This is a genomic window from Arthrobacter sp. NicSoilC5, assembly GCF_019977395.1.
In the GTDB taxonomy this organism is placed as follows: domain Bacteria; phylum Actinomycetota; class Actinomycetes; order Actinomycetales; family Micrococcaceae; genus Arthrobacter.
Window position 1 is genome coordinate 291210 of the sequence record NZ_AP024660.1, and the last position, 24842, is coordinate 316051.

Here is a 24842-nt window from a genome sequence, read left to right on the forward strand (position 1 = left end):
TGTTCTTCTCCTGGCTGGGCGCCTCGAAACCGGAGCGTAGCATTCTCCGACATGGTCATGATCCGTGACAGACCCGAAGAAGTCACCAGCAAACTAATGCCAGGGCAGTGGAAATCTCAATCTTTCTGTCAAGCAGCTTGAGCGCTGATTCTTGGGATTGGTTTCTGACAGGGCGTGTGGTCTCGGAGCATCGCCCAGAGGACATTGATGCGGTGGAGGCGAGGGCTATGAGTGCCTGCTGATGCGCTTTTCCCTCTCCGCGTTTCCGGTCGTAGTAGATTCGCGAGGCCGGCCTGTTCTTCAGGCTGGAGAGTGCGGCGAGGTAATAGGTTCGCAGGAGTCTGGTTTGAAGCGACGCGGTTGATCCGGTGTTCATTCCGGCGGCGTGGCTGGCGATCGGTCGGCCCGGTTCGTAGTGACGCGTCAGGATTCACGGCTAGATTTAGGCTTCCCCGCCCGTGAAGGGCCTGATAGACGGTCTCAGGCACGACGTGCAATTCCGGCTGCCAGGAAGACATTACACGGCCGGTTGCCGATCTGGCGGGGGCTCCATCGCTGTTCGAGGTGCTTCCAGACGAAGGCCCACAGCTCCTGGAGCGGACGACGGCGGGACTTTGCTTGCGATTTTCCCGGTTCGCTGACGACTCCTTCTGCGCTCGGCACTGCGCAGGGCTGTCTGCGGACGGTAGTTGCCAGAGGGTTCTTGAAGGTTGCGGCTGATCTCCGTGCTCACGGTAGACGGACTGCACCCGAGCTGCCGGGCAATGGCACGGGTGCTACGCCGGGCATGCAGCAGGTCCGCAATCGTAAATCGGTTCCGGCTCGGAGATATGACGGCGGAGATCCCTGCAGGCCGCTGCTGTGAAATCGGTGCGTACGTCTTGATGTCTCCGGACTTTAAGACGACCGTTTGGCCGTGCCGCCACCGAGTGCCGGAACTACGGTTTGTTCCCACGATGCGGCAGGCTTCAGGATTGCTCATTTCCTGTTTTATCAGCTGATAATAGCAGCCCGGGAGCGTTCTTCGGTGGAGCGCATCGACCCCTCGCCGGTCCTTTCATCTGGCCCAATTGCAACTCATAATCGCTCAGGTGTTGCAACCACCGCTAGACGGCCAGCCCATACAACATGGCTCAATTTTCGAGCATTGCTGACACCAGGGTTCGTTTTGGATTCGGATGCAGGCTTGGATACGCCATCAGCAGCGCTAAGGAACGTTACGGTAGCGCTTAACACAGGGGAGGGGACAAGTTCCTCGAGTTGCAGGAGACGGCCGGCGGCAGACGTCGCCCCGCCTGCAGAGCGACACAGCCCACGCAGGCTGCGGGGAATGCAGGCGTTGCATTCCCCGCAGTCCATGACCGAGGGTGGATCCCGAGCCAGGAGGAGTCGTGTCTGGCCCGGAAAATGTGGGGGGACTGTCCCAGTTGGTCTTGCAGTAATCTTGTAGTTAGTGGCTTCCTATTTTCGGCAGTTGCCGCCTTGATTTCCGGTCACTCAGCTGTTTGGCCAGGATTCCCACATCGAGACCTGCTCAGAATCTTGGTACGCGGAGGCTGCGCGGAGAAGTATCTTCTGCAACGAAACTGTTTGCCAGAGCCGCTCACAGGGTTCGTGCGTCCGGATAGTTTCGTCTCCGCCCGGGAGCGCATTCTGTTGCATTTATCACCTCACGAGATGCCGCATTACTTCGCAGACCAACTGCCTGATTTCAAAGCCCGCAACCGGCGCGGAGGTGCCGGCCATGGCCGAACGGCCATGAGACCGTTAGCGCTGACGTGACGTGGCCGACGCGTGTCAGCTGCTGTGATTCCTACATTGGAAGGCTTCTACTGTGGCTTCCACGATTTGTTGGTATCCCGTACACCGGCATATATTTCCGGAAATAGCTTCGCGAGCGGTTGTCTCATCGAGGGTAACGTCTTCGTCGTCGTAGAGAGGCTTAAGAGACATCAAGAAACCTGATGTGCAAAAACCGCACTGCAGGGCGTGGCACTTTGAGAAGGAACTTTGTAGCGGGTGAAGGTCGCCTTCCTGCTGTAGGCTTTCGACTGTTTCAATCCTGGCATTGTTCGCCTGCACTGCCAGCACGGTGCAGGATCGAATGGGCTGACCATCCATCAGCACAGTGCAGGAACCGCAAACGCCGTGCTCGCAGCCTACCCGTGTCCCTCTGAGGTGCAAGTCATCGCGTAGGAAATCTGCGAGGAGCCGACGAGGCTCGACGTCCGTTTCGTGGTTGACTCCGTTTACTTCAACCGTGAGGCGAAAGGCGTTCATCAGTATTCCATGCTTTCCTTTGTCGGTCTCGCGCGGAGCCGTGCTTGGGCGAGGGTTCGTTCGACGATTGTCCGAATAACTTGGGTGCGATAGGGAGCGCTCCCGTGCACTGTGGGCACGGGATCAAGCCCCTGTACCGCCACCCGGGCAGCTGTGGCAACGTCGGCGCTGGACACGGTGCTGTCTATTAGGACTTTTTCCGCCTCTTGGCAGCGGATGGCGGTTGATCCTCCACCCAGGACAGTAATTCTCGCCCGCGAACATTTGCCGTGTTCGTCCAGGGTGACGATGGATGCCGCTCCTCCTATGGCGTAGTCGCCATGCCTCCGAGAGAACTCATCAAATGCAGCACCAGTGCCGGGAGGTAGCAGAGGTATGTTAACCTCCACAATGAGCTCGCCGGGAAGGATGCTCGAGACAAAATGTGAAACTAGCAGTTCCTTGATAGGAATCTTTCGCTCGCCTTGTAGAGACCGTGCGGTGACGGAGGCGTCAAGGGCTAGCAGGACTACGGGCAGCTCTGCCGCAGCATCAGCATGTGCAAGAGAGCCGCCAATCGTTCCTCGGGTACGAATTTGAGGGTGCGCGATCCACGCTGCCGCTTCCGACAAGATTGGAAGGTTTTGCGAAATGGTCTTGGAGGTCGTTAGCTTCGCATGACGGGTCAAGGCCCCAATCGCCATAGCATGGTCGGTCTTCTTTATGTTTGCCAAACCAGGCACCTGGTTGATGTCGACCAGAAGTGAGGGACGGGCCATCCGGAAATTCAGGAGCGGGACCAAACTTTGACCTCCGGCGATGACTTTCGCGTCATCGCCTCCCTCCGCGAGTAGGCGGAGCGCATCCTCAACCGAGTCGGCAACAACGTATTCGAAGGAAGGTGGCTTCACGGGCAATACCGCCGGCCGCGCTCATTGTTCATGCCACTACTTTGCCCCCTTGGTATGGCTTTGCGCTCTGCGTCATGGGACAAAACAGTGCCCGGACCTGCCTAGAACAGACAATTCCAAGCAGCGCTGATGCTGAGCGCCCTAACTCAGAGGATGTCTGTTTGGGCGATTGACTTCAGCAAACCATAAAGTCGTAGTGCGACAAGTAGTTCCACGTGGCGTTCGGCAACGCTGATGCCAAGCCGTTCTTCAATGGATCTGAGACGGTAGGCCACGGTGCGCTCATGAACCTGGAGTGCTGTCGCGGCCGCTACCGCATTGCAGCCGGCTGAGAAGTACGCCCGGAGGGTATCACAGAGTATGTCTTTGCGGGGATCGGTGAGCAAAGGACCCAGCTGCTGCGCGACCAAATCACGCACCGCTTGCATATTTGTGGCGAAGACAGCTTCCAGAGCTACGTCGCTATAGTGCGTTATTCGCGCCCCCGTGAGACGGCCGACTTTGTAAGCTCTCCATGCGCGCTGGTGACTGTGCCGAAAGCCGGAGAAACCCTTGTCAAGGGATCCCAGGGCAAGATGTGCTCCATCGGGCAGGTCGCCTTCTGTCAATTGCGTTGCAGAGCTCAGTCCATCTGACACAGGCAACCAGCCCAGAAAAGCTCCGCCGGTGCTTTCCAGTATCAGTGGCGCATTGCTGTTAAGGATGGTGGCGGCAAGGGTGATCATCCCCTTCGGATCATTTCCCCAGGCCACCACGGACAGGTGGTTTCCTTCGAAGGGGTAGGCAGCGTTAGGTCGGGCCGTGCGCCTTCCTGAAATGAAGTCCCGCAACTCATTCCTCAGCCGGTGATCCTCAGACTTGTAGAAGAACCGATGCTGTTCGGAACGATACGCGTCGATGACGTTGGCAACGACCACGTCATGCCATCGGTGCTGTAACTGGGAGACCCACTTCTGGATCTCTAATTGCTGTGATGCATCTGGGACAAGAGTTGTTGTGAGGTCTAGGAGCACATCCCAGGTCGCAGATTGCAGCACCCTGTAGGTGTGGATGAGTTCGAGTAGATCCACACCGGCTTGGGCTGTTTCGCGCGCCTCAAGGGTGGCCTCCCTCAGGAAATTTTCGTCTGGTTCATCTGACCCGGACAAGGCCCTGCTGATAGATAGCAGGGCGGCGGACAGCCGCTCAGACCGCCGCAGCGAAAGTGCCGGGTCTAAGCCCACACCGGCCTGAACGTCATCATGGAGTCGGCGGACCATCGAGTCGGACAAATGTTCGATATCTGATGTGACGGCGGCCGATATTGCCGATAGATGTTGTGTCTGGATCATGTTCCTATTTCATGCGCTGTGGTCTCGGCACAGACCAGCCCCCTTGATAGTCTCAGTGTATGACCATTGAGGAAGGACTGGACGAACTTTCCGTTGCAGTGAAGGCAAGGATTCCTGAAATCTACGACTGCATCCGGGCGAGACTGCAGTATACGTACGAAGACTATTCCGCCGCGACACGTAACTCGTCCCTCACGGAGGCAGAATCGGAAACCATCACAGCTTCCCTGCGTGATGTCCTCGAATACATCGGTCAAGGGCGGGTCGGGGCAACCAGAGCTTCCAATGAGACTCTCCGGGAGGTGAGGTTGGCGGCACGGGCCGGCGTGGACTTGCATCACCTGCTCCGGGGATCCAGGGCGGCTCAGGCCACTTTGTGGGAGTTTCTACTTGAGGAGGCGCACCGAATCATCACCGATCCCGTTCGAAGGTCCAACGTCCTGAGGCACGCAAGTGCAAGCCATTTTGCCTGGAACGATAGAGTTTCTGCGTCCATCATCGAGACATACCAAATGGAGAGCACTGCATTCTCCAGGCAGAGTCAAAACCGGAGGAAGCTTTCGACGCTGAGGGCTCTCCTCGCTGGACTGCCAATAGATTCGACAGTTTTTTCCTATAACCTTTCAGGCCGGCATCTTGCTGCGGTTGTGTCCGGTGACGGTGTGGAGGCTGTGGCTCGGACCCTCGGCAGCGCATCTAGGATCCGTCCCCTTGTTATCACAGCCGAGGATGAGACCGGCTATATTTGGGCCGAGTGGTCGAGTCGATTGCCATCACCACGGCAGGTTGTCCTGTCAAGTGACCTACCGAAGGACACGCGGATTTCGTTTGGGACTTTGAGCGAAGGCTTGGATGGGTTCGTAGTTACGCACAGACGAGCGCTGGAGGCCGACTCGGTCGCCCAAAAACTGGGCACCCAGGTCACCTGGTATGAAGATGTCATGCTTGAAGCGTTGGCTACGCGCGATCTCGCTGCCGTTACTTCATTTATTTCCGACGAATTGGGGGGCCTCGGATTGCACCAAGACCCCCCAAGTAGGTTAGTCGAAACTCTCGAAGCATATTTTGCTTCGGGCCAGAACGCGGCAGCGGCAGCACAGCGTCTGGGAGTTCACAGCCGTACTATCGCTTACCGTCTAAAACTCATCGAAGGCAAAATAGGTTCACGTGGCTTGCTCCGAGATGAACTGCCCGTCGCCATCAGGCTCTCGCGGATGGTCGAGGCTATGAAGCTGGAGCTCGGCGGGTTGGAGGATTCTCCCGGTCTCCCGCAACCCGCCCTCTGAGTGAACCCCTTTGAGGAGTCGCTGCCAGCCAGCGGCTTCTACTCCACCAAGAACCAGATTTCCTTGAATGGCTCGTGAAACTCCCAAGTAGACGTGTGTCCCTTCGGAAGGAATACCAGGTCGCCGGCGGTTACAGGGACCGGCTCCTGGGATGCAAGAGTTAGCGTTGCGGAGCCTTCGACAACGTAAATGATCTCGTTATCGGTGAGTTCATAAGTTGTTGTGCACGGCTGCGAAGTGAAGATACCCGTGCCGAATTGTGGAGAGGAAGTGCGTTCAAAGAGCGTGAACCCGTGCCCGTTCGGGCTTCCCTCATGGACGACTACACCGTCCGGCTGCCAGGATTCAAGCGGGGCGGTGCCCGTGCTGACTTTCCTGATCTTATCCATTGTGCGGCCATCCCTTCATAGCCGGGGGAGGTGTCTTTCCCGTCACTAGAACATCTTGGAGCCAGTCTGCCATGTCAAGCCTGGGCCTGATTCCCAGATTGTGGCAGCAGTGATCGCCGTCCTTTTCAACTACCAGGGTCAGGTGTTCTGCCGGGACCAGTTCGAGGACAGTGTCCACGAAGGACAGTGGAACTTCGTCGTGCACGCCGTGCAGAATGTATGTAGGGCATGCGATGTTTGGTAGGACGTCCCGGGTCTCCAGAGCAGCATGGACGTGCTGCCTTGCTTCCTCCAGAGTGTCAACTTTGGAGACGTACTTCCAGCTTTCCTTTGTCAAGGGAGTCTCAAGGTCCCAGTAGTCCAGGTCGGAGAATCCGCCCCAGGAAATGCACGCCGCCAGACGCGGTTCACATGCGGCCGACTTGAGCGCATAGTTACCGCCCAGGCTTCGGCCCAAAACTCCGATAGCTTCGTTCCGGATTGCTTCAAGTCCGATGAGTAGATCCACTACCGCTGACGCGTACTTTTCGTAGTCACCGGCAATCCGCTTGTGTTCAAACATTTCGCCCTGCCCAGGCCCGTCAAACGTGGCAGTAGCCATGCCCCGATCGAGCACCAGGTTTTCCATCTGGAAACTTTCCTCTTTGGTGCTCTCCAGGCCACCGAGCATGATGACCGCGGGGTGTGGTCCCTGGCCTTCCGGAATTCGCACGTAAACAGGCATCGGAATGCCGTCAACCACCAGTTCGTGTCGCTGTGCGGGCGGGGACAAGAGTGGGGCTGCTTTCTGGTATAGCTCAACTTTTCGAGATTGGCCCTTCTGTCGGCGCTCATCGAACCAAAGGAACTGGGCGTACTGGGCGCACAGCGCCGCTGACATCAGGAGCCCACCGGCGGACAGGTCGTGGCCCAGGGCCACTTTACTTTCCGCTTCCTGCTCGTACTCATTTGCGAGATTCATCCAGTAGTCAAACCAGGTAATCTCCTTAGGCCTATCGCGGGCACCCACCATGTCCGAGTAGGAAACGCCGTCAAGGATAAGGCGTCCCCAGTTCAGCATTTCATCTTCAGGTTTCACTTGCGAAGTTACAGTCATACTGCCGTCTCCCTAAATTCAGACTTCCGTGACCCCGCACAAGGGGTCTGCGGAATGATCTTGCTATGGAAGCGGCGCGAGGGCGCCTACTAACTGCGGATACTTAGGCGGTATTTTTGTCAATGCCTGAACATCCGGGCTTCCCGGCCCGGTGACATACTGAGCCCATGATGGCAAAGGCTAAAACGCTCATCCCTGATACCGGCACGGCCGACGCGGACAAGGGCAACAGACAGGCATGGATAGGCCAGGAGGTTCTGCGGCGGGAGGACCGCCGGCTCCTCACTGGATCAGCAACATTTGCTGGCGATCTGGGAGTGCCCGGGCAATTGCATATGCGCATTGTCCGTTCGACACAGGCCCATGCGCGGATCGTGTCCATAGACGTCACTGAAGCCGCAAAGACTCCGGGCGTACGAATGGTTGTCACGTCTGAGCACACGCGGCATTTGGGTTCCATCCTCTTGGAAGAGCTGGGATACCACGAGATTTACGAAAATATTGAGGACTTTAGCCACCCCGTCCTGGCAGTAGACAAGGTGCAGTATGTGGGGCAGCCGGTGGTTGCCGTACTTGCCGTTGATCCCTATCTTGCCGAAGACGCGGCCGAACTGGTCTCTATCGAGTACGAGCCGCTCCCGGTCCTCCTGGATCCGGAAGAAGCGTTGACCGGTGATATAGAGCTTTTTCCGGGGCGTGGCAATGAAGGTGCACGCATTAAAAAGGCCTACGGCGACATTGACCGGGCCTTTGCCGAGGCCGAGCACATCATCCGCCACAAGTACGTTACGAACCGCCATTCCGGTGTACCTATGGAGCCGCGGGCCGTAGTGGTGCAGCCCGACCCGGCAAGGGACACGTTATTCATCTGGGGCACAGTGCATGTGCATGACAACCGCAGGATCATCGCCAAGATGTTGAATCTTCCCGAGGTCAATGTCCGGATGAAACACGTAGAAATCGGCGGCAGTTTCGGGGTGAAGGGCGGAGTCTTCCCGGAAAACGTCGTTGCAGCATGGGCAGCCCGCACATTGGGAGTCCCGATCAAATGGACTGAGGACCGCGCCGAGCACATGACATCCACGTCCCATGCTCGGGAAATGGTGCATAAGCTGGAACTCGCGCTCGATGCTGAGGGCAAAATTCTGGGCATGAAGGACGAAATTTTCCACAACCATGGAGCCTATTTCAGGCAAGCCGAGCCACTAGTCAGCGACATTACCGCCGGCATTGTGTTCGGCCCCTACCGGGTTCCGGCCTACGATGCTACCCTGCACGCCGTCTTCACCAACAAAACACCTGTCGGTGCATATCGCGCACCTGGACGATATGAATCCACTTTTGCTCGTGAGCGGATCTTCGATCTGGCATGTGAAGAAATCGGTCTCAGTAAGGCGGAGTTCCGGCGGCGAAACCTTCTTACCACGGAAGACCTCCCGTGGACGCCTGGTCTCGATATCGTCCACGAGCCTTACCACTTCGACTCGGGAGATGTAGTAAAGCACTTCGGCGAAGCGCTGGAGGCGGCAAACTTTTCGGAGTGGATTGAAGAATCCAAACGACTGCGGGCGCAGGGCCGGAAAGTTGGCGTAGGCCTCGGCGTGCTTATGGACAAGGCAGGGCTGGGGCTTTTCGAAACAGGTGGTGTCGAAGTCAGCCGCGCAGGCCGCGTTACGGTCAAGACCGGAGGTTCTTCGGTCGGACAGGGAATCGAGACAGTTCTGGCCCAGATTGTCGCCGAAGAACTACAGATCGCTCCCGAAAACATTGACATCGTCCATAGCGACACAGAGCTCATTCCGGACGGCGTCGGCTCCTGGTCCAGCCGTTCAACTGTTCTCGCTGGGGGTGCTGCCCGCAAGGCGGCGCTTGCAGTGGTGGATAAAGCCAGGCGTCTGGCAGCTGAGATGCTCGAGGTTGATCCGGAAGACCTCGAATTGGCGGCAGGCAGTTTCAAGGTCAAGGGCACTGATCAGCAAATTACGCTGTACGAGATTGCGGCGGCGAGGGACCCTTTCACGGCTAGGGCGGACAATGATGAGCCGGGCCTCGCGGCGGACGCGGTCTACGTGAACAACGCCATGAACTACCCGTACGGGGTGACGCTGGTGCAAATCGAACTAGATCCTGGCACGGGCGGCCATAAGATACTTCGCTTCTCGACCTCCACGGAAGCAGGGCGTGTAATTAACCCGCTGACCACAAGGGGTCAGATCATTGGTGCCGCTGTGCAAGGCATTGGAGGCGCCCTTTACGAGGAGTTCCTCTACGAAGAGGACGGACAGCCAATTACGACTTCGTTTATGGACTACCTGTTGCCGGGCGCGCAGGAGATGCCGAACGTCGACTGTTTCGTAACTGAAGATGCCAAGTCGCCAGACAATCCCTTTGGCGCCAAGGGCCTTGGCGAAATTGGCATCATTGCCGCCGGCGCGGCAATCGCTTCCGCGGTAGATGATGCCATTGCCGATGGCATCCACACGGACCGGCTGCCAGTCACTCCCGAGCAGATCTTCACCCGCTGTCAAGGTTTGAACAAAGCACAACTGTAACTTGTGGCATCCGCCAGTGGGACAACTTCGCTGCTCTTACCAAACTGAACATACAACCCTGCGGGTAATCCAAGACACACATGAGAGGTCAACTGATGACTAAAGTTCGACACGTATTTGCATGGCGCGTAGCCGAAGGAAGCAACCAGGAGGAGATTGTTGAAATTCTCAACACCCTTCCGCCGCGTCTGGGTTTCATTCAAGGCTGGGAGATCGGCACTCATTCGGGCGACCCTGGCGATAACGGTGCGCCGTGGGATGGTGTCCTGATTTCTGATTTTGCAAGCTGGGCTGATCTGGACAAGTACTCCACCGATCCCTTTCACCTTGAGGTAGTTGCGACACTTATGCCGATGTTCGCGGACAGGGCTGTAGTGGACTACGAAGTTGAGGCGTTCTGATGAGCCAGACTGCTGACGTGAAGGTAGGGATTAGCCCTTGGGGCCCCGACGACGAGAGGGGAGCATTAAACCTCCTCGACGAGTCTGTTCGGGCAGACGTTCTTCAGCGGGCGGACCCCTCGCGGGTTTATGACCTCAGCGTTGACTACTTCGTAGGGATGCCCAGCTTTCAGGGAGCTGGCGATCCCAGCTACCAAATCTTCATGAGCCACACCCCTCAGGGCACGGTGGTGGATAACCTCAACGGTGTCGGCGAGGCTGTCAACAGGCACGTGTGCTACTCCGGAGATGTTGTATTCATGTATACCCACACCGGGACTCACATCGATTCGCTGAACCACTTCGGCGTCGACGGACAGATCTATAACGGGTACAAACCGGAAGAGAATTTGGGCAGTCGGACCTGGACCAAGGGTGGAGCGGAGACGATTCCCCCAATCATCACCCGCGGCGTGTTGCTGGATATTGCTGGCCTAAAGAACGTAGAGTGCCTGCCTGATTCCTACGCCATCACCACTGCAGATATTGAAGAGGCACTGGAAAAAGCGGGCCTCGTATTGCAGAGAGGGGATGTTCCCTTGGTTCGTACCGGACGTATGCGTCATTGGCCGGATGGAACTAAGACTCTTGGAAACCCTCCGGGACTGAGCTTGGATGCTGCCCGCTGGCTTACAAGCCAAAACATTTCTGCAATTGGTGCTGACCAAGAATGCGTGGAGGTAGGCCCGTCGGAGCATGAAGACAACTGGCTTCCCGGGCATACCCACTTCCTTGCGGAAGCAGGTGTGCCCATGGTGGAACTGTTGAACCTGGAGGAACTGGCAGCGGATGGAGTAAAGGAATTTTGCCTGATCGCTGCTCCTATCCGTCTTCGGGGAGCAAGCGGCGCCCCAATGCGTCCGCTCGCCATGGCATTAAGGAAGGACGCATGAGCCCGACAACCGAACGTATTGCGGTAGTTGGAGGTTCGATATCTGGGCTAACGGCAGCGCTGATGCTTCGAGATGCGGGCGTTGAGGTCGATGTCTATGAACGGTCGCCCCAGCCCCTCTCGGGCTTCGGCACTGGCATTGTCGTCCAGCCGGAGCTTGTTCGTTACTTGCTGGAGCAGGGTGTCGAGCTGGACTCGATCAGTGTTCCGTCGTCATCCATGGAATATGTCGACGCACTGACTGGAGAAAGCTTCGGGTCCGTTCCTGCAGACTGGCGCTTCACTAGCTACGACTCGATATACGGAGCGCTTTACGAACTGTTTGGGCCGGAGCGTTACCACACCAGTAAGTGCCTCGTCGGTCTCAACCAGGATTCCGACGCCGTACAGTTGCGCTTTTCAGACGGTACCCAGGCCGAGGCGAACTGGTTGATCGCCGCTGACGGCGGAGCATCAGTAGTTCGCAAACGCCTGCTGGGCATTGAACCGAAGTACGCAGGATACGTCACCTGGCGAGGGGTGCTCCAGCCGGGCGAAGTTTCCGACGATGTGTGGAACTACTTTAACGACAAGTTCACGTATGGGCTTCTGAATGATGGTCACCTCATCGCTTACCCCATTCCGGGCCGGGAAAACTCAGAGTCGCCGCGTTTGAATTTTCAGTGGTATTGGAACGTCCCTGAAGGAGCTGACCTCGACGAACTCATGACGGACGTTCGCGGCATCAGGCTCCCAACGTCTGTCCACAACAACTCACTGAATCCGCACAATCTGCGTCAGTTCCATAGCAAGGGTGAGCGTCTCTTCGCGCCTTTCAGGGACCTCGTACTCAAAGCTTCATCCCCATTTGTGACTGTTGTTGCAGATGCCACTGTCGAGCGCATGGTTCATGGCCGTGTTCTGTTGATTGGAGACGCGGCGGTGACCCCAAGGCCTCACGCTGCTGCGGGTGGAGCTAAAGCCTGTGACGACGCACGTACTCTTGCAGAAGTCTTTACGGAGAACGACAATCTGCAGGAATCCCTGCAGAGGTGGGAAACCAGGCAACTGCAGCAGGGGAACGCCTATCTCCAGAAAGTGAAAAGAATGGCGTCCCGTCTACAGCACGGGGGTAGCTTTGAGCCTGGAAACCCCGACTTCGCATTTGGGCTCCCCGCAGTGGATGAACCATCCGTAGTCAAGAACTTTTAAGGAAAACCGATCATGGAGATGACTAACACTTTCACCGTGCCTGTCCCGCCGGACGAGGCGTGGCCCGTCCTGCTGGACCTGCAGCGAATCGCGCCTATGCTTCCCGGCGCTTCCATCACCAGCGTTGACGGGGATGAGTACGAGGGCAAGGCGAAGATCAAGGTCGGCCCGATTACGGCCGAGTATGTTGGCGTTGCCCGTTTCATTGAGGTCGATGAAAAGGGACGGCGCGCAGTAATCCAAGCTCGTGCCAAGGATGCTCGTGGGCAAGGGAACATGTCCGCGACCATCACCGCACGGCTTGAGCCAGAGGCCAATGGCGCAACCGTCATTGTTCAGACGGAGCTGGACATGACTGGAAAAATCGCTCAGTTCGGGCGAGGTGTGATCAACGAGGCGGCTACGGCCATCCTTGGAGTCTTCGCTCAAAGGTTGGCTGTGGAGATGACTTCAGGAAGCGAGTCCCGGAGCGAAGCATCGACAGAGCTCTCAAAAGCTGACGGAGCCGCAGGAAGGGAACTAAAGCAGCCTGGTCAGGCGGAACCCGAAGAAGCTCTGGACCTCATTAAGCTGGCGAAGGAAACCCGCGCCGCTAAAAAGGGCACTGGCACTCAGCTCGAGGTTCCCGAAGTAGGAAAATGGCTCCCTGCAATTATTTCTGTCGTTGCTGCACTGATTGCAGTCTTCTCGGCAGGTGTTGCGGCCGGAAGCAACCGAAAGTCCTGAATCGATGAATGTTCGTGGATTGGTCCCAAATAGCGGGCAGCTTGACGTCTCAGCTGTTCAGGTGAGCTTTGATTCGACAGAGCTCCTCGAGGACAGGATTTCGCGTACGCAGGACTTGATTTCTGGCATCGACAAAGCGGACCTGATCGTTCTGCCTGAACTCTGGCTTCATGGCGGGTTCTCCTACGACAGCTGGCGAACGAACGCGATCTCGCTGCACAGTGAGGTGTTCACCTTCTTGTCCAAAATGGCCAGGGAAAAAAAGGCCTGGCTGCATGCCGGCTCTTTCATGGTGACGGAGCAAAGCAGTGCCGCTTCTGACATGTGGAATACATCGGTTCTTTTTGACCCTGCAGGATCCATCCGTGCCACCTATAAAAAGATCCATCGATTTGGATTTTCCGACGGAGAGCCAAAGCTGATAGCAGCGGGAGACGAGCCCGTGATCGTGGAGCTGCAGACGGAACGCGCGACGGCCATCACTGGGCTTAGCACATGCTACGATCTTCGTTTTCCTGAGCTGTATCGGCATATCGCAGCGGAGGGTGCGGCGCTAAATGTGGTACCGGCCTGCTGGCCACTTTCGCGAGTTCAGCACTGGCAGACCCTGGGGCGCGCGCGGGCAATCGAGAATCAGACCTTTGTCGTCCAGTGCAACATGACAGGATCTGACCAGAAGGTGGAGTTGGGTGGTCACAGTCAGATCGTGGACGGCAACGGAAATATCTTGGCGCAGGCAGAGAAAGAGGAAACCGTTCTCAAGGCGCGTCTCGATTTCGATTCGTTGAACGATCTGCGCACTTCTTTCCCGGTGCTTAACGACCGGCGGGCAGATATCTGGGTTGCTAAGGGTAAGACTATGGTCGTGAGCAACCTGCAGGAATAGCAAGGGGGCCACTTCGAGTGGTCCGGCTTCGGGGTGTTCTGCCTTGTCGATAGGGCGGGGCATCCCGGAACCGGCTGTTCTTACGTTTGAGTACGACGGTGGACCCTCGTCGACTGCTTGTATGCAGTGTCTGCATAAATTCACATCGCCATAAGCCGCACTCCACGACCTCTAAAACCGACTAGCAAGGCGAAACAATGAGTAACGACAATGTGACCAAACCGGAAAGCCCCGGTGAGATGGCGGCGCGGCTTAAGGCAGTCAACTACTTGGCTGACGAGGGTCTCTCCACCACCGTCTTTCTATCTGTTGCCATGAATAAGCCGTTGCTTGTTGAAGGTGCTCCCGGCACGGGCAAAACCTCCTTGGCTGAAGCTTTAGCTAAGATGCTGGGGATCCCGTTGATCCGACTGCAGTGTTACGAGGGCATCGAATCGACCCAGGCGCTCTACGACTGGGATTTTTCACGTCAGATTCTGTACTTGCGATCACTGGAAGCAGCAAATTCGGCAACGAGTGCGGAGGAACTAGAGCAGTCCCTATACACCGAACGGTTCCTGCTGCCACGACCAATTCTTCGGGCCCTGCAGGGGGGGCCGGCCGTTCTTCTCATCGACGAAGTTGACCGGGCGGACGACGAATTTGAAGCCTTCCTCCTGGAAGTGCTCGCGTCAAACCAAATATCCATACCCGAGTTGGGCACTATCACCGCTACTGTTCCACCCATCGTAATCCTGACCTCCAACCGGACTCGCGAGTTACACGAGGCTCTGAAACGGCGATGCTACTTCCATTGGATCGACCATCCAGAGCCGGCCCGCGAACTGGAAATTATCAGGACCCGGCTGCCCGGCATGGACGAGAAGCTGGCGCAGCAGGTGGTCGACGTGGTTCAGTCCTTGCGCAACGAGGGACGCTTGAGGCGTTCCCCTGGGGTAGCCGAGGCGCTCGACTGGGCCCAGGCTTTGAACCGCCTTGGCGGGCAGGACATCGACGCCGACAGTGCAGGCTTAACTATTGGCGCCCTCTGCAAAGACCAAGACGACAGGGAGCTGATCCTGAGCACCTTGAGAACCATCTTTCCTACCTAACGTGAATGGTGTTGGCGATGCACTCACAAGTAGGGTTGAAAATTTTCTATGGCTTCGTAGGAGCGCTTAGACATGAGGGGATGACCGTAGGGGCAGAACAGGTCGGCCTTTACCTTGAGGCCCTAAACGTTCTGGATCTCCAGCGTCGCAACGAGGTTTTTTGGGCCGGACGCGCTACGTTGTGTAAGAGCAGGTCGGACTTTGAGACTTACGACCGGGCGTTCCGCTTGTGGTTTTCATCCGAGCCTCCGGTACCTGTGCCCCTTTCGGAGAGACAGGAAGCAAGCCTGCCCGACGCAGCAGGCGGCGACAGCCCTCAGCCGGAACTTGAGCAACAGATTGCACTGGCTAGCAGGGATGAATCCCTGCAACACAGAGATGTGGCCCTCATGTCGGCGGAGGAAAAGAGGTACCTTGTAGAGGCCTTTGCTGCTCTGCCTATTAAAGCACCGCTAAGAAGGGCTCGTTACAAGCGGACCCATCGCCACAAGCGCATTGATCCGGCACACACTGTCCGAGACCACCTAAAAAGAGGCGGCGAACCAGGCCAACTGCAGTATCGCTTCCGAACGAAAAAGCCCCGCCGAGTTGTCTTGATTGTGGATGTTTCGGGATCCATGGAAGCCTACGCTGATAGTTTTCTTCGCTTCGGTAATCGGCTTTTAGCCACCAACGCCGACACCACAGAAGTATTTTCCATTGGCACACGCCTGACCAGAGTGACGGCGGCGTTGCAGCACCCGGATCCGGAAGTGGCGCTGTTGGACGCAGGATTCGCTGTGCCGGATTGGTCTGGAGGCACCCGGCTGGGCGAAGCCCTAGAGGCCTTCATCGCCCTCTGGGGACAACACGCAATGCTCAGAGGGTCTGTAGTTGTGATCGCAAGTGATGGCTGGGAACGTGGGGATACCAGAGATCTTGCGCATCAGGTATCCCGTCTCCATCGCCTGGCCCATCGTGTTATCTGGTCCAACCCCCACCGGGGAAAATCTGGATATGAACCTATACAAAGCGGCATTAAGGCCGTTCTCCCGCACATCGATGCCCTGGTCGCGGGCCACACCATGGCTGCTTTCAGGGACCTAGCAGATCGGATAGCAAATGCGTGACGTTATTGAAGCAGTGGCAGAGTGGACGAGGCGCGGAGAAACCTTCGCCCTCGCCACCGTCGTCAGCACGTCTAAATCTGCCCCGCGGCCGGCGGGCGCTGCGATGGCTGTAAGCACCGCTGGGGAAGCCGTCGGCTCAGTTTCCGGGGGCTGCGTTGAAGGAGCTGTTTACCAAATCGCGCAGGATGTCATCGAAGACGGTACCCCTGTTCTGCAACGCTTTGGTTATAGCGACGATGACGCTGTAGCGGTTGGACTAACCTGCGGCGGAATAATCGACGTCTTCGTTGAACGAGTCACCAAGGAAAGTTACCCAGAAATCAGGACGATCGTCCAGGACGTCCAGAACGGTAACCCTGTTGCCACAGCGACCGTCGTCGAACATGACCAGCCTGAAATACTGGGAAAGCGGCTGGCGGTTTGGCCGACCCACGCTGTAGGCAGCCTTGGCAGCAATATGCTGGACCATGCAGTGGCTGACGATGCAAGGGGCCTGCTGGCTTCCGGCGAATCCAAGGTGCTCACCTACGGTCCCCGAGGAGAACGCATGGAAACGGGCGCGAAGGTCTTTGTTTCTTCCTATCAGCCGAAGCCCAGAATGATCATTTTTGGAGCCATCGATTTTGCCGCCGCAGTCGCGCGGGCCGGGTCAATGGTCGGATTTCATGTGACCGTCTGCGATGCCCGCCCAGTATTTGCGACCGCCGCCCGTTTTCCTGGAGCTGACGAGGTGATCGTAGCGTGGCCTCACGTTTACCTTCAGGAACAAGTTTCGGCGGGAAAGGTGGACAACCGAACGGTCATTTGTGTTCTCACCCATGATCACAAGTTCGACGTCCCTGTCCTGGATATCGCTTTGCGGCTGGAAGAAGAATACAGGCCCTCCTACATAGGTGCCATGGGTTCTCGAAAGACACATGAGGACCGACTCAACCGCCTCTTGGAGGCTGGAGTAATGGAGAAGCAGATTGCCGAGCTTCATAGTCCGATCGGACTTGATCTCGGCGGTCGGACACCGGAGGAAACAGCAGTGTCAGTTGTGGCAGAAATAATTGCGAAACGGTGGCAAGGGACTGGCCGCCCTCTGCGCGATTCGGCTGGCGCTGTGCACTCGGACCCGGCCTAGCCATGCCGCACCTAAAAGAGTCGGCAACGCAACCTTTTGAAGACACCCGACAGTGGCAGGCGTTGGTGGCAACCAAGGCCGTGGTGGTTTCAAAGTCAGCGGAAGACCGCACACCCAGCAGACTTGACGAAGGCCAGCTACTTGATTTGGAAATGCTAGGGGAGGGCGACCGGATCCAGGTAATTGAAGATTACACGTCACGCTACTCCGGCGTCGTGGAAACGAGTGCTCCTTCCCTTGGGATTATCTGGATCCGCTTAGAAGGGCTGGGGGAGAGAAAGCTAATCCTTTGCACTGACTATAGGCTGCGTCAGAATCGCACCAGGCAATGGGACCTGACAGTTTTTTCATGCGGCGCATAGGAACCCCCCGCAGGAGGACAGGGATTTGGCGCGGGTAACGGGCTTATTGCTGGCAGCCGGCGCCGGAACACGTCTTGGGCGTGGTCCTAAGGCACTCCTGCCGTACCGCGGCCGCACTCTGGTTGAGGCAGCCGCTCACACGCTGCGTGCCGGCGGATGTCAGGAGGTTGTGGTTGTTCTTGGAGCGGATGCACAAGCGGTAAGCGCCGAAGCAGACCTTGAACCGTATCGGGTGGTGGTGAACTCCCACTGGTCCTCAGGTATGGGAAGTTCCTACCTTGCCGGTGATGCCGAAGCACATCCAAATAACCACCTCCTCGTAGCTCTGGTAGATCAGCCAGGGCTTACCGTCGCCATTGTTCATCGGTTACTCCTCTCCCATCGGCCGAGGCGCATTACTTCGGCTGCGTATCGCGCCATGGAAAACGATGGAGTGCTCCGTAGGGGTCACCCCATGGTGATCGATGCGCAACTCAGGTCAGCGGTGGCTAGCACTGTTAGCGGGGATGCGGGGGCTCGGGTTTTCTTGCAGCGGAAACCGTGGCTCGTAGACCTTGTCGATTGCAGTGATGAATCCACTGGCGAGGACATCGACACCATAGAGCAGATGAATCGCCTGTTGTAGGTCAAGGTGCTGCAACCCATGTTCGGTAGGTACTTTGGCGTTGTGAGAGCACGCCTGAGTCGGTGAAGTAAGGAAGTTCTTGCGTGGCATTACTACCGCTGTTGGATTGGTTGCTTGTGGCCCTATTTGGCCGTAGAGAGACTTGGTCTGGGCCAGCTTCGAGCGATGACCAATGGAGCTGGCTGGGATTGATGACCGGCCTACCGGCTGCTGCTAGCGGGCTTTGCCAGTCAAATACAAAGGGTCGAAGAGCTGCTGCCGAAACGGAAAGGGCGCCAGTGGAGATTACTTGTGCCCACGGGGGACTCGAATACCCTCGACAGGATGCATCGCAGTGAGAGCGCCCGCCTCTGCTCCAGCCGTGAAGTATTTTCGGTCCTGACCGGTCAAAGGAGCAAGTTAGTTGTGGCGAGGTGCCGATATCGGAATTGACAGGTCCTGGATAACCTTCTCTGAACATAGCAGCCGCGGGCCCTTGCCGCTTCTAGCTAGAAGCAAGTCCCGCGAAACGAATCATGTGCCTCCTCAGCCTGCAGGTGAAAGGCTATCATCTTCGACGCCAAGGGCGTCCGCAGCGTCCGCGACATCCACCCCGGTAAGTGCTGATCATTCTCCGGCGGCGCCTGCAGTTTGGACAAATCGAGGACCAGCGAAAAACGACGCGACCTAACTGCAGTCCCTCGCTTCGCAACTTCATTTGCACACGTGTCAAACGGGATGTACCTCTGGCTAGAGGGCGCATGTATAGTATCGGCGGCGTTGCGCGGGCGTGTTGAATACCGTTACGCACAGCACAGCCCCTTGCCTGCCCTTCCCCGACACATCAATCGGTCTCCGGAATGTTGCAAAATCTGCACGGATGCTCTTCGCAACCAGAACCGGCAGGCTCAAGTGAAAGGTAAGGGTGCCATCCCAGGCTGGGGACGGAGCTGACCGGTTTTGTGATGTGTCCGGCCGGAACTGTTGCTGTCATTATCGGACCTTTCTGTTCCTCAAGCCCAGGTTCTCGTGGACGAGAGGGTAAGGGGAGGGCTTAACTACAGGGACTTGACCTGCGCAAGAACAGGTATCAACCCATAGAAAGGTGCAAGTAAATTGGGTTACGGTTCTTGTTGCGCAGGGGTTGCCGTATCTCATGAAACCAACGACAACCCCTGTTCATCGAAGTTAGACGTTCCGGCGGCGGCAGTCATGATACCGAAAGCCAAAATTATGAGCGCTTTTTGTGTGATTCCTAGGACTCCCAGTGGGAACTGTTGATTTCAAAGGCAGAGGTTATGGATCGTAACTACCGGGAAGGGACGCCAACCTTGGTACGGCTCTCTTCCAGAAAAGCAGCTGGAATCGCACTTGACAGTAGGGTTCAGTCGGATCTGGACGAGTAGGACGGCCAGGCTTGAAACGCGAGCCAGAAGGCCGAAAAATCCGCTGAAGAAGCGATGTCTCGCCCTGTGACCTCTTTGATTCTGGTCAATCTGTAAGACAAGGTTTGACGGTGGATTCCGAGAGCGGCTGCCGTTTCATTCCAGCTGCGGTCGTGGGCAAGGAAGGCGAAAAGTGTTTCACGCAGAGCAGTCGATTTAGGATCTGCAGCCGCAAGCCCACCCAGCACTTGTTGAACAATGGCGCAAGCTTCCTTTTTGGAACGAGTAAGCAGCGATACAGGGACTCCGACGAAATCGGTCCATTGGTCGTTCGTCCCACCGGATGAAAAAACCTTTGCGGCCTCATCGGCAGCTGCTTTAGCATCCCGCAGGTCAAGGTAAGTTGACGATGCTCCGGCCCGGATGTCGAGGCGGCGGAGCAGCTGCCTGACCTCATTTCGGCTCTGCTCGGGCATTAGGACAAAAAACGAATTGCCTCCGGAGCCAGCCAGGATTGGCAGTGACTTGATGGAGGCGGCTCGGGCGACCTTGTTGCCGTCCTCTGCTGCCACTGCAACAAATTGATATCCCAGTGAAGTGCCGCCCGGGCCAAGCAGGGTCTCCAAGCCTTCCGGGCTCCGCCCTTCCAGGACGGACGCTAGCATTTGCGCGGAGCGTTCCGCACGGCGTCGAAGAGTCCTTAAAAGTTGACTCAAGGCGACATCCACCACTTGCAGGACGTGGATTAGCAGGAAACTGCTGACCTCCTCCCCGGGGTATTCCAAAATCATGAGCCGGGAGTCATTGTCCCCCGGGAGCGCATAGGTGCGTTCACGTGCCAAAGAGAGCATGGATTCCAGCGGTGTGCCCTCCACAATTGGGAGCCCTGTTTGCTCATCCAAGACTCTGAGCCCAGCCCTAAGAAGCGCCTGCAAATCATTCATCATCCGTACCGGATCAGTACGGGCGTAGGTGGACAACTGGTAGAGCTTGCTGAGCTTGAGTACTTGCATGGTTTGGGTAGTGGCCGTAGCAGCAGCAACTGTTCGCCCGATTGCGGCGAAGGGAGTGGCATCGTTCGTAAGAAGCACAGGGAAGGAGCGTTTCTCTGCTTCTTCGTATAGTTCCTGCGTGAGAGGGGGAAGACTTGGGTGATCCCCGAAGGCAACACCGGCAAGGCCGGCCTCGTCAAGCTTGCCAATAAAAGTCCGTTGTTCCTCGGCACTTCGTGGAACGCACAAACCCACGGTCATCAGTAACTCATGCGGACCGAGCCAGCGGTCGGGGTCACTCAACTCACAGCTATGCGCCCAGAGAACTTGCCGGTCAAGGCCGCCCGCGCCGGCAATTACCTTCGTACCCAGACTTTGGGCAGTAACAAGATCCCTGACCGTCAGCATTTGCTGTTCCATACGTGCATCTTAGTACTGGTGGATGAGGGAAGAATTAGTACTAAAGAACGAAGGCAGCCCACAATTTGTTCACTAGCCCAATTTCGGACCCCGGGAGCGGCTGCGTAATGTGTGGCCTTTGTAAGGGGAGTTAACGAATGACTTCGGCGGATCGACTCCCCTCATGGCTCGACTCCCAAAGCTGTGCTGAACGGTTCTGAGCCCCCCCCCTGGGAGCACCCTAGCGAGGACGTGACGCTTCTTTAAGCGATCCCTGCGTATCGATCGTCGAGGTTGACCGGCGGCTTCACTTGGTTTCTCCGTGAGGCGGGAGGGCGCTGCTCTCATTCGTGCGAGAACAGCAAGACTCAACCCCTTCTGGATAGCATCCTGCCGAAAGGCTGGGCCAGTTGGTGAGGCGCTGAAAAAATACCGGCGAACGACTCGGGCTGAACAAACAGATCAGTCGTGAACCAACCGCGTCGAAGTCACTATCGAGTAGGTGTAAGGACGCATCTTCTCACCCGCTGCCTTAACAAGGTTCTAAAGAAAATGGCACTTACGCGTCGTAGCCGCTCCGTGGCCTCGACTCACCTGAAAGGCGTACAGCTTTGCAAACTTCTTGTGAAAACGCAGGAGCATCAGCAGACGGTGGTTACGGCCCACCGACTCAAGATACAGCCCACGCAGATCTGCAGTTAGGGCACCTTACCGGCTCGCAGGTGATGGGACTTTCAATATCGTCCTTCATCCCCGCTGTCGGTCTTTCAGCAGTGCCAGCGTTTCTCGCCTCTTACACAGGGCGTTCCTCGTGGTTAGCGATGGCCGCTTCCGTCGTGGCTTTCACAATCATCGGGCTTTTTATCACCGTGTTCGCGCGACGGTATATCGGGACGGGGTCTCTCTATTCGTATATTCGCCACGTGTTCGGCTCGTGGAGTCCGCTCATTATCGCGGCAGCCATGGTGCCCGGTTACATAGTTGTAGTTATGGTTCTGGTCGTATCGCTGGGCCTGTATATCGGAAGTTTCCTCATGTCCGTGGGCCTGCCTAGCGCAGCAGGACCGGACACTCAGTTGGTTATCTATGTCCTGGCCGCGCTGGTGGCCATGGGTATCGCCTATCGTGGCTTGGATGTGTCCGTCCGGGCCAGCGTAATCCTCACAGTCGTTTCCGTACCGGTCATGTTGACTATCACCGTAGCAACCGCCTTCGCAGGAAATATCGATTTGCTGGGGCAAGCTAGCCTCAGCGATTTCACCTTCAACAGTTTCCTCCAAGGTTTAGCAATAGGTTCGACATTCTTCATCGGCTTCGAAAGCAGCGCAGCCCTTGGCGCTGAAACCCGAAACCCGACCCGCGCTATTCCTCGGGCGATCATGGTGGTTCCCCTCGTCCTCGGCACGGCCTTCCTTGCTGCCACAGTGATCCAGGTACCCACCCTTGTCGATTCCGCTGATCAACTTGCCCTTGGTGTCTCACCGAATGCGGTACTAGCTGAAGCAGCAGGGGTAGGCCTTTTGTCGAACATCAGTGACCTGGTACTTGCCGCTGCCGTCTTCGCCAGCCTCATCGGCTTCTTCAACTACGGATCGCGAGTTGTTGTCAGTGCTGCTTCAGACGGGCTCCTACCTTCTGCATTAACCAGGGTCAGCAAGCGCCACAAGAGTCCAGTGGCGGCTATTGGCTTCCTTGGAATTCCTTCGCTTGTTGGTCCCCCAGTGATGCTATGGCTAACATCAGCCGCGCCGCTGGAAATATATGGTTATATCGCTACGTTGTTGGTCTACTTCTGGGTAATTCCATACTTCCTCATCTGCATCGGCGGTGCGGTGTTGTTGAACCGCACCGGCCCTAGGAAGTCCGTTCTGGTCAACATTGGAGCTGTCCTGGCATCGGCTACTGTCCTTTGGCTTTACGTCAATGGAATCTTGTACCCCGTGGCGGGGCCGCTGAGCGCACTGCCTTATGTAATGATCGGGACGGTTGCCGTGTTCCTCATCGGCTTTGTGGCGTCCGTCCGGATTAAGAGGAAGACTGCGGTTTCCACGTAGGGGCCTCATTTGCACTACTAACTGCAGGCAGGCCACGGCGCTTTGCTTCAACTGCGGCGACGGGCAGCACTCTCCGAAATTGCCCCAAAGCCTAGAGGCTCCCGTCCAGTCCCCCTGGGCGGGAGCCTTTTCATTGCAACATCGCTCGTGATTCATATGGGCGGTGTACGGAGGCCTGCGATCTGCCGCATGGTCGATTACGTCTCAGAATCCGTCTTGACAGTTGCGCCACGCAATCCGCCACGGATGTAGAAGCCTTCATGAATCCGGCAGCCCGACCAACCTGGGCTGGCACGAGCGGTTTTATGGAAGCAGTTGCTATTCGGTCATTCCGCGCCATAGACGGTCGCGCGTCGTGCCCTCCCTGTTTGGGGAAGCCGACTGCCAACGATTTCAGGAGAACAGCACAAGGTGACTCGGTTTGGTGCCTGTGAGCATTTGGGCCAAGCCGGCTCCTTCGACCAGGTAATCGCGTGGCTCTGGCAGGCGGTGACGCCAGGTGTCAGCTGTGGGGCGCTAGTCTCGGTGTAGCGGGGCGACGGCAGCACGGCTCGCCAAGGGCCCCTATGCGCGTCGCCGACACCGGCGCAGTGTGGGCGTGACTAGGCATACGGTGAGGCCAGCACCCACACGTGCACAGAAAGCTCCCGCTTTCTCAGTTGTCAGCCTTCTGGAGTATGAAAACTATGATCTTTTCATACAAATACTGCATGGTCGCGCCGAATTTTGGGCCGTATGGTCGAGGCAGGATGCAGGTGCAGATGGCAGGGCTAAGCCTAGTTTTAGGCACTGTCCAAACCGTCCCTCCCCGCACGGGCACCCCAACGAACTAAATCTCCCAATAGGAGTCCTATGGAAAACGCCCAATTCCGCCAAGTAATTCTTTCACTCAGTTGCAGAGACAGGATTGGAATCGTTCATGCTGTCTCTGGGTTCCTGGTATCCCACGGCTGCAATATTCTTGCCAGTCAGCAGTTCGACGACAACGCAGAAGACAGATTCTTCATGCGCGTGCAGGTGTCTTGCCCAGCGGCCCTATCCGTTGGCGACCTGAAAAAAGCTTTTCTCGCTCTGGCCTCCACATTCGAGATGGAGTGGACGCTGGTTGATGCCGCCGATCGGCCCAAGGTTGCATTGCTCGTTTCCAAAGCTGAGCATTGCCTCAACGACTTACTCTTCCGTTGGCGCTCCGGACAACTTAAGGTGGATTTTCCGTTCATCGCCTCAAACCATACAACTCTCCAGCAAGTTGCAGACGCTCATGGCATCCCGTTCTTCCACATTCCAGTGACACCGGAAACCAAGCAAGAAGCAGAGGAAAAGCTCCTGGCTCTCCTGGCAGAACATCACGTGGATCTAACCGTTTTAGCCCGGTATATGCAGGTGCTCAGCGACGACCTTTGCCGCGAACTTTTCGGCAAGGCCATCAATATCCACCATTCATTTCTTCCCGGATTTAAGGGCGCCAAGCCCTACCACCAAGCATTTGACCGCGGGGTAAAGCTCGTCGGGGCGACGGCACACTATGTCACGGCCGAACTGGACGAGGGACCCATCATTGAGCAGGAAGTCCTCCGCGTCGGACATGAATACAGCCCAGCTCAACTAGCAGTGACAGGTCAGGACGCAGAGCGACTAGCACTGTCCCGGGCTGTTCAGTGGCACGCCGAACAGCGAATCCTCCTAAACGGCCACCGCACCGTCGTTTTCAAATAAGCACAACCATCCCGTGCCTGGGTCGTGCACTGACCTGAGCAGAAA

General features: G+C 57.0%; 19 protein-coding genes and 1 pseudogene. 13 read left to right on the top strand and 7 right to left on the bottom strand.

Going from position 1 to position 24842, the window contains the following annotated elements; genetic code table 11:
- Nucleotides 1-128: 128 nt before the first annotated feature.
- The 4 genes and pseudogenes from LDO22_RS01305 to LDO22_RS01325 all read right to left on the bottom strand — a co-directional run.
- Nucleotides 129-343: pseudogene (locus LDO22_RS01305) on the bottom strand (IS110 family transposase); the annotation flags it as partial.
- Between the two features lie 1454 nt (nucleotides 344-1797).
- Nucleotides 1798-2280 carry a 6-hydroxypseudooxynicotine dehydrogenase complex subunit beta gene (kdhB, locus tag LDO22_RS01315; protein ID WP_224025789.1) on the bottom strand — a complete coding sequence of 161 codons (483 nt, stop codon included), beginning with the start codon at nucleotides 2278-2280 and terminating at the stop codon, nucleotides 1798-1800.
- Nucleotides 2280-3170: a 6-hydroxypseudooxynicotine dehydrogenase complex subunit alpha gene (kdhA, locus tag LDO22_RS01320; protein ID WP_224025790.1), complete on the bottom strand. Its 891-nt coding sequence runs from the start codon at nucleotides 3168-3170 to the stop codon at nucleotides 2280-2282. Before kdhA ends, kdhB begins: the two co-directional genes overlap by 1 nt.
- A gap of 146 nt (nucleotides 3171-3316) precedes the next feature.
- On the bottom strand, nucleotides 3317-4501 hold the full coding sequence (locus LDO22_RS01325; RefSeq protein WP_159629997.1) for a PucR family transcriptional regulator: 1185 nt from the start codon (nucleotides 4499-4501) through the stop codon (nucleotides 3317-3319).
- Nucleotides 4502-4560: 59 nt separating this feature from the next.
- Between LDO22_RS01325 and LDO22_RS01330 the strand changes: the two genes are divergently transcribed.
- A complete protein-coding gene (locus tag LDO22_RS01330; RefSeq protein WP_224025791.1) occupies nucleotides 4561-5787 on the top strand; it encodes a helix-turn-helix domain-containing protein in 1227 nt (408 codons plus the stop codon).
- 38 nt (nucleotides 5788-5825) lie between these two features.
- Here LDO22_RS01330 and LDO22_RS01335 read toward each other — a convergent pair whose 3' ends face one another.
- Together LDO22_RS01335 and LDO22_RS01340 are read right to left on the bottom strand one after the other, a co-directional pair.
- Nucleotides 5826-6176: a cupin domain-containing protein gene (locus tag LDO22_RS01335; protein WP_159630001.1), complete on the bottom strand. Its 351-nt coding sequence runs from the start codon at nucleotides 6174-6176 to the stop codon at nucleotides 5826-5828.
- Complete coding sequence (locus tag LDO22_RS01340) at nucleotides 6169-7272, bottom strand: 2,6-dihydropseudooxynicotine hydrolase (protein ID WP_224025792.1); 1104 nt, start codon at nucleotides 7270-7272, stop codon at nucleotides 6169-6171. The genes LDO22_RS01335 and LDO22_RS01340 overlap by 8 nt, the downstream gene beginning before the upstream one ends.
- A 167-nt stretch (nucleotides 7273-7439) precedes the next feature.
- Between LDO22_RS01340 and kdhC the strand changes: the two genes are divergently transcribed.
- From kdhC to nboR, 10 genes are all read left to right on the top strand, one after another.
- Complete coding sequence (gene kdhC, locus LDO22_RS01345; protein WP_224025793.1) at nucleotides 7440-9824, top strand: 6-hydroxypseudooxynicotine dehydrogenase complex subunit gamma; 2385 nt, start codon at nucleotides 7440-7442, stop codon at nucleotides 9822-9824.
- A gap of 95 nt (nucleotides 9825-9919) precedes the next feature.
- A complete protein-coding gene (locus LDO22_RS01350) occupies nucleotides 9920-10225 on the top strand; it encodes a Dabb family protein (RefSeq protein WP_159630007.1) in 306 nt (101 codons plus the stop codon).
- Nucleotides 10225-11157, top strand: coding sequence for a cyclase family protein (locus LDO22_RS01355; RefSeq protein WP_159630009.1), 933 nt, complete (start codon nucleotides 10225-10227; stop codon nucleotides 11155-11157). The genes LDO22_RS01350 and LDO22_RS01355 overlap by 1 nt, the downstream gene beginning before the upstream one ends.
- Nucleotides 11154-12347, top strand: a complete 1194-nt coding sequence (locus LDO22_RS01360) for an FAD-dependent monooxygenase (RefSeq protein ID WP_159630011.1) — start codon at nucleotides 11154-11156, stop codon at nucleotides 12345-12347. The genes LDO22_RS01355 and LDO22_RS01360 overlap by 4 nt, the downstream gene beginning before the upstream one ends.
- Nucleotides 12348-12359: 12 nt before the next feature.
- On the top strand, nucleotides 12360-13073 hold the full coding sequence (locus tag LDO22_RS01365) for an SRPBCC family protein (RefSeq protein ID WP_224025794.1): 714 nt from the start codon (nucleotides 12360-12362) through the stop codon (nucleotides 13071-13073).
- Between the two features lie 61 nt (nucleotides 13074-13134).
- Nucleotides 13135-13959, top strand: coding sequence for a carbon-nitrogen family hydrolase (locus LDO22_RS01370; RefSeq protein ID WP_236560688.1), 825 nt, complete (start codon nucleotides 13135-13137; stop codon nucleotides 13957-13959).
- A gap of 197 nt (nucleotides 13960-14156) precedes the next feature.
- Nucleotides 14157-15050 carry a MoxR family ATPase gene (locus tag LDO22_RS01375; RefSeq protein ID WP_159630015.1) on the top strand — a complete coding sequence of 298 codons (894 nt, stop codon included), beginning with the start codon at nucleotides 14157-14159 and terminating at the stop codon, nucleotides 15048-15050.
- A gap of 80 nt (nucleotides 15051-15130) precedes the next feature.
- A complete protein-coding gene (locus tag LDO22_RS01380) occupies nucleotides 15131-16159 on the top strand; it encodes a VWA domain-containing protein (protein WP_159630017.1) in 1029 nt (342 codons plus the stop codon).
- Nucleotides 16152-17285: an XdhC family protein gene (locus LDO22_RS01385; protein ID WP_159630019.1), complete on the top strand. Its 1134-nt coding sequence runs from the start codon at nucleotides 16152-16154 to the stop codon at nucleotides 17283-17285. Before LDO22_RS01380 ends, LDO22_RS01385 begins: the two co-directional genes overlap by 8 nt.
- 387 nt (nucleotides 17286-17672) lie before the next feature.
- Nucleotides 17673-18272 (top strand): nicotine blue oxidoreductase, encoded by a 600-nt coding sequence (gene nboR, locus LDO22_RS01390; RefSeq protein WP_159630021.1) that lies wholly within the window; start codon nucleotides 17673-17675, stop codon nucleotides 18270-18272.
- A 1363-nt stretch (nucleotides 18273-19635) separates the two neighbouring features.
- On the opposite strand, the gene pmfR is transcribed toward nboR, so the two are convergent.
- On the bottom strand, nucleotides 19636-21048 hold the full coding sequence (gene pmfR / locus LDO22_RS01395) for a transcciptional activator PmfR (RefSeq protein ID WP_224025795.1): 1413 nt from the start codon (nucleotides 21046-21048) through the stop codon (nucleotides 19636-19638).
- A 704-nt stretch (nucleotides 21049-21752) separates the two neighbouring features.
- Here pmfR and LDO22_RS01400 point away from each other — a divergent pair.
- A complete protein-coding gene (locus tag LDO22_RS01400; protein WP_159635063.1) occupies nucleotides 21753-23081 on the top strand; it encodes an APC family permease in 1329 nt (442 codons plus the stop codon).
- An 852-nt stretch (nucleotides 23082-23933) separates the two neighbouring features.
- Nucleotides 23934-24797 carry a formyltetrahydrofolate deformylase gene (gene purU, locus LDO22_RS01405; protein ID WP_159630031.1) on the top strand — a complete coding sequence of 288 codons (864 nt, stop codon included), beginning with the start codon at nucleotides 23934-23936 and terminating at the stop codon, nucleotides 24795-24797.
- The last annotated feature ends 45 nt before the right edge of the window (nucleotides 24798-24842 follow it).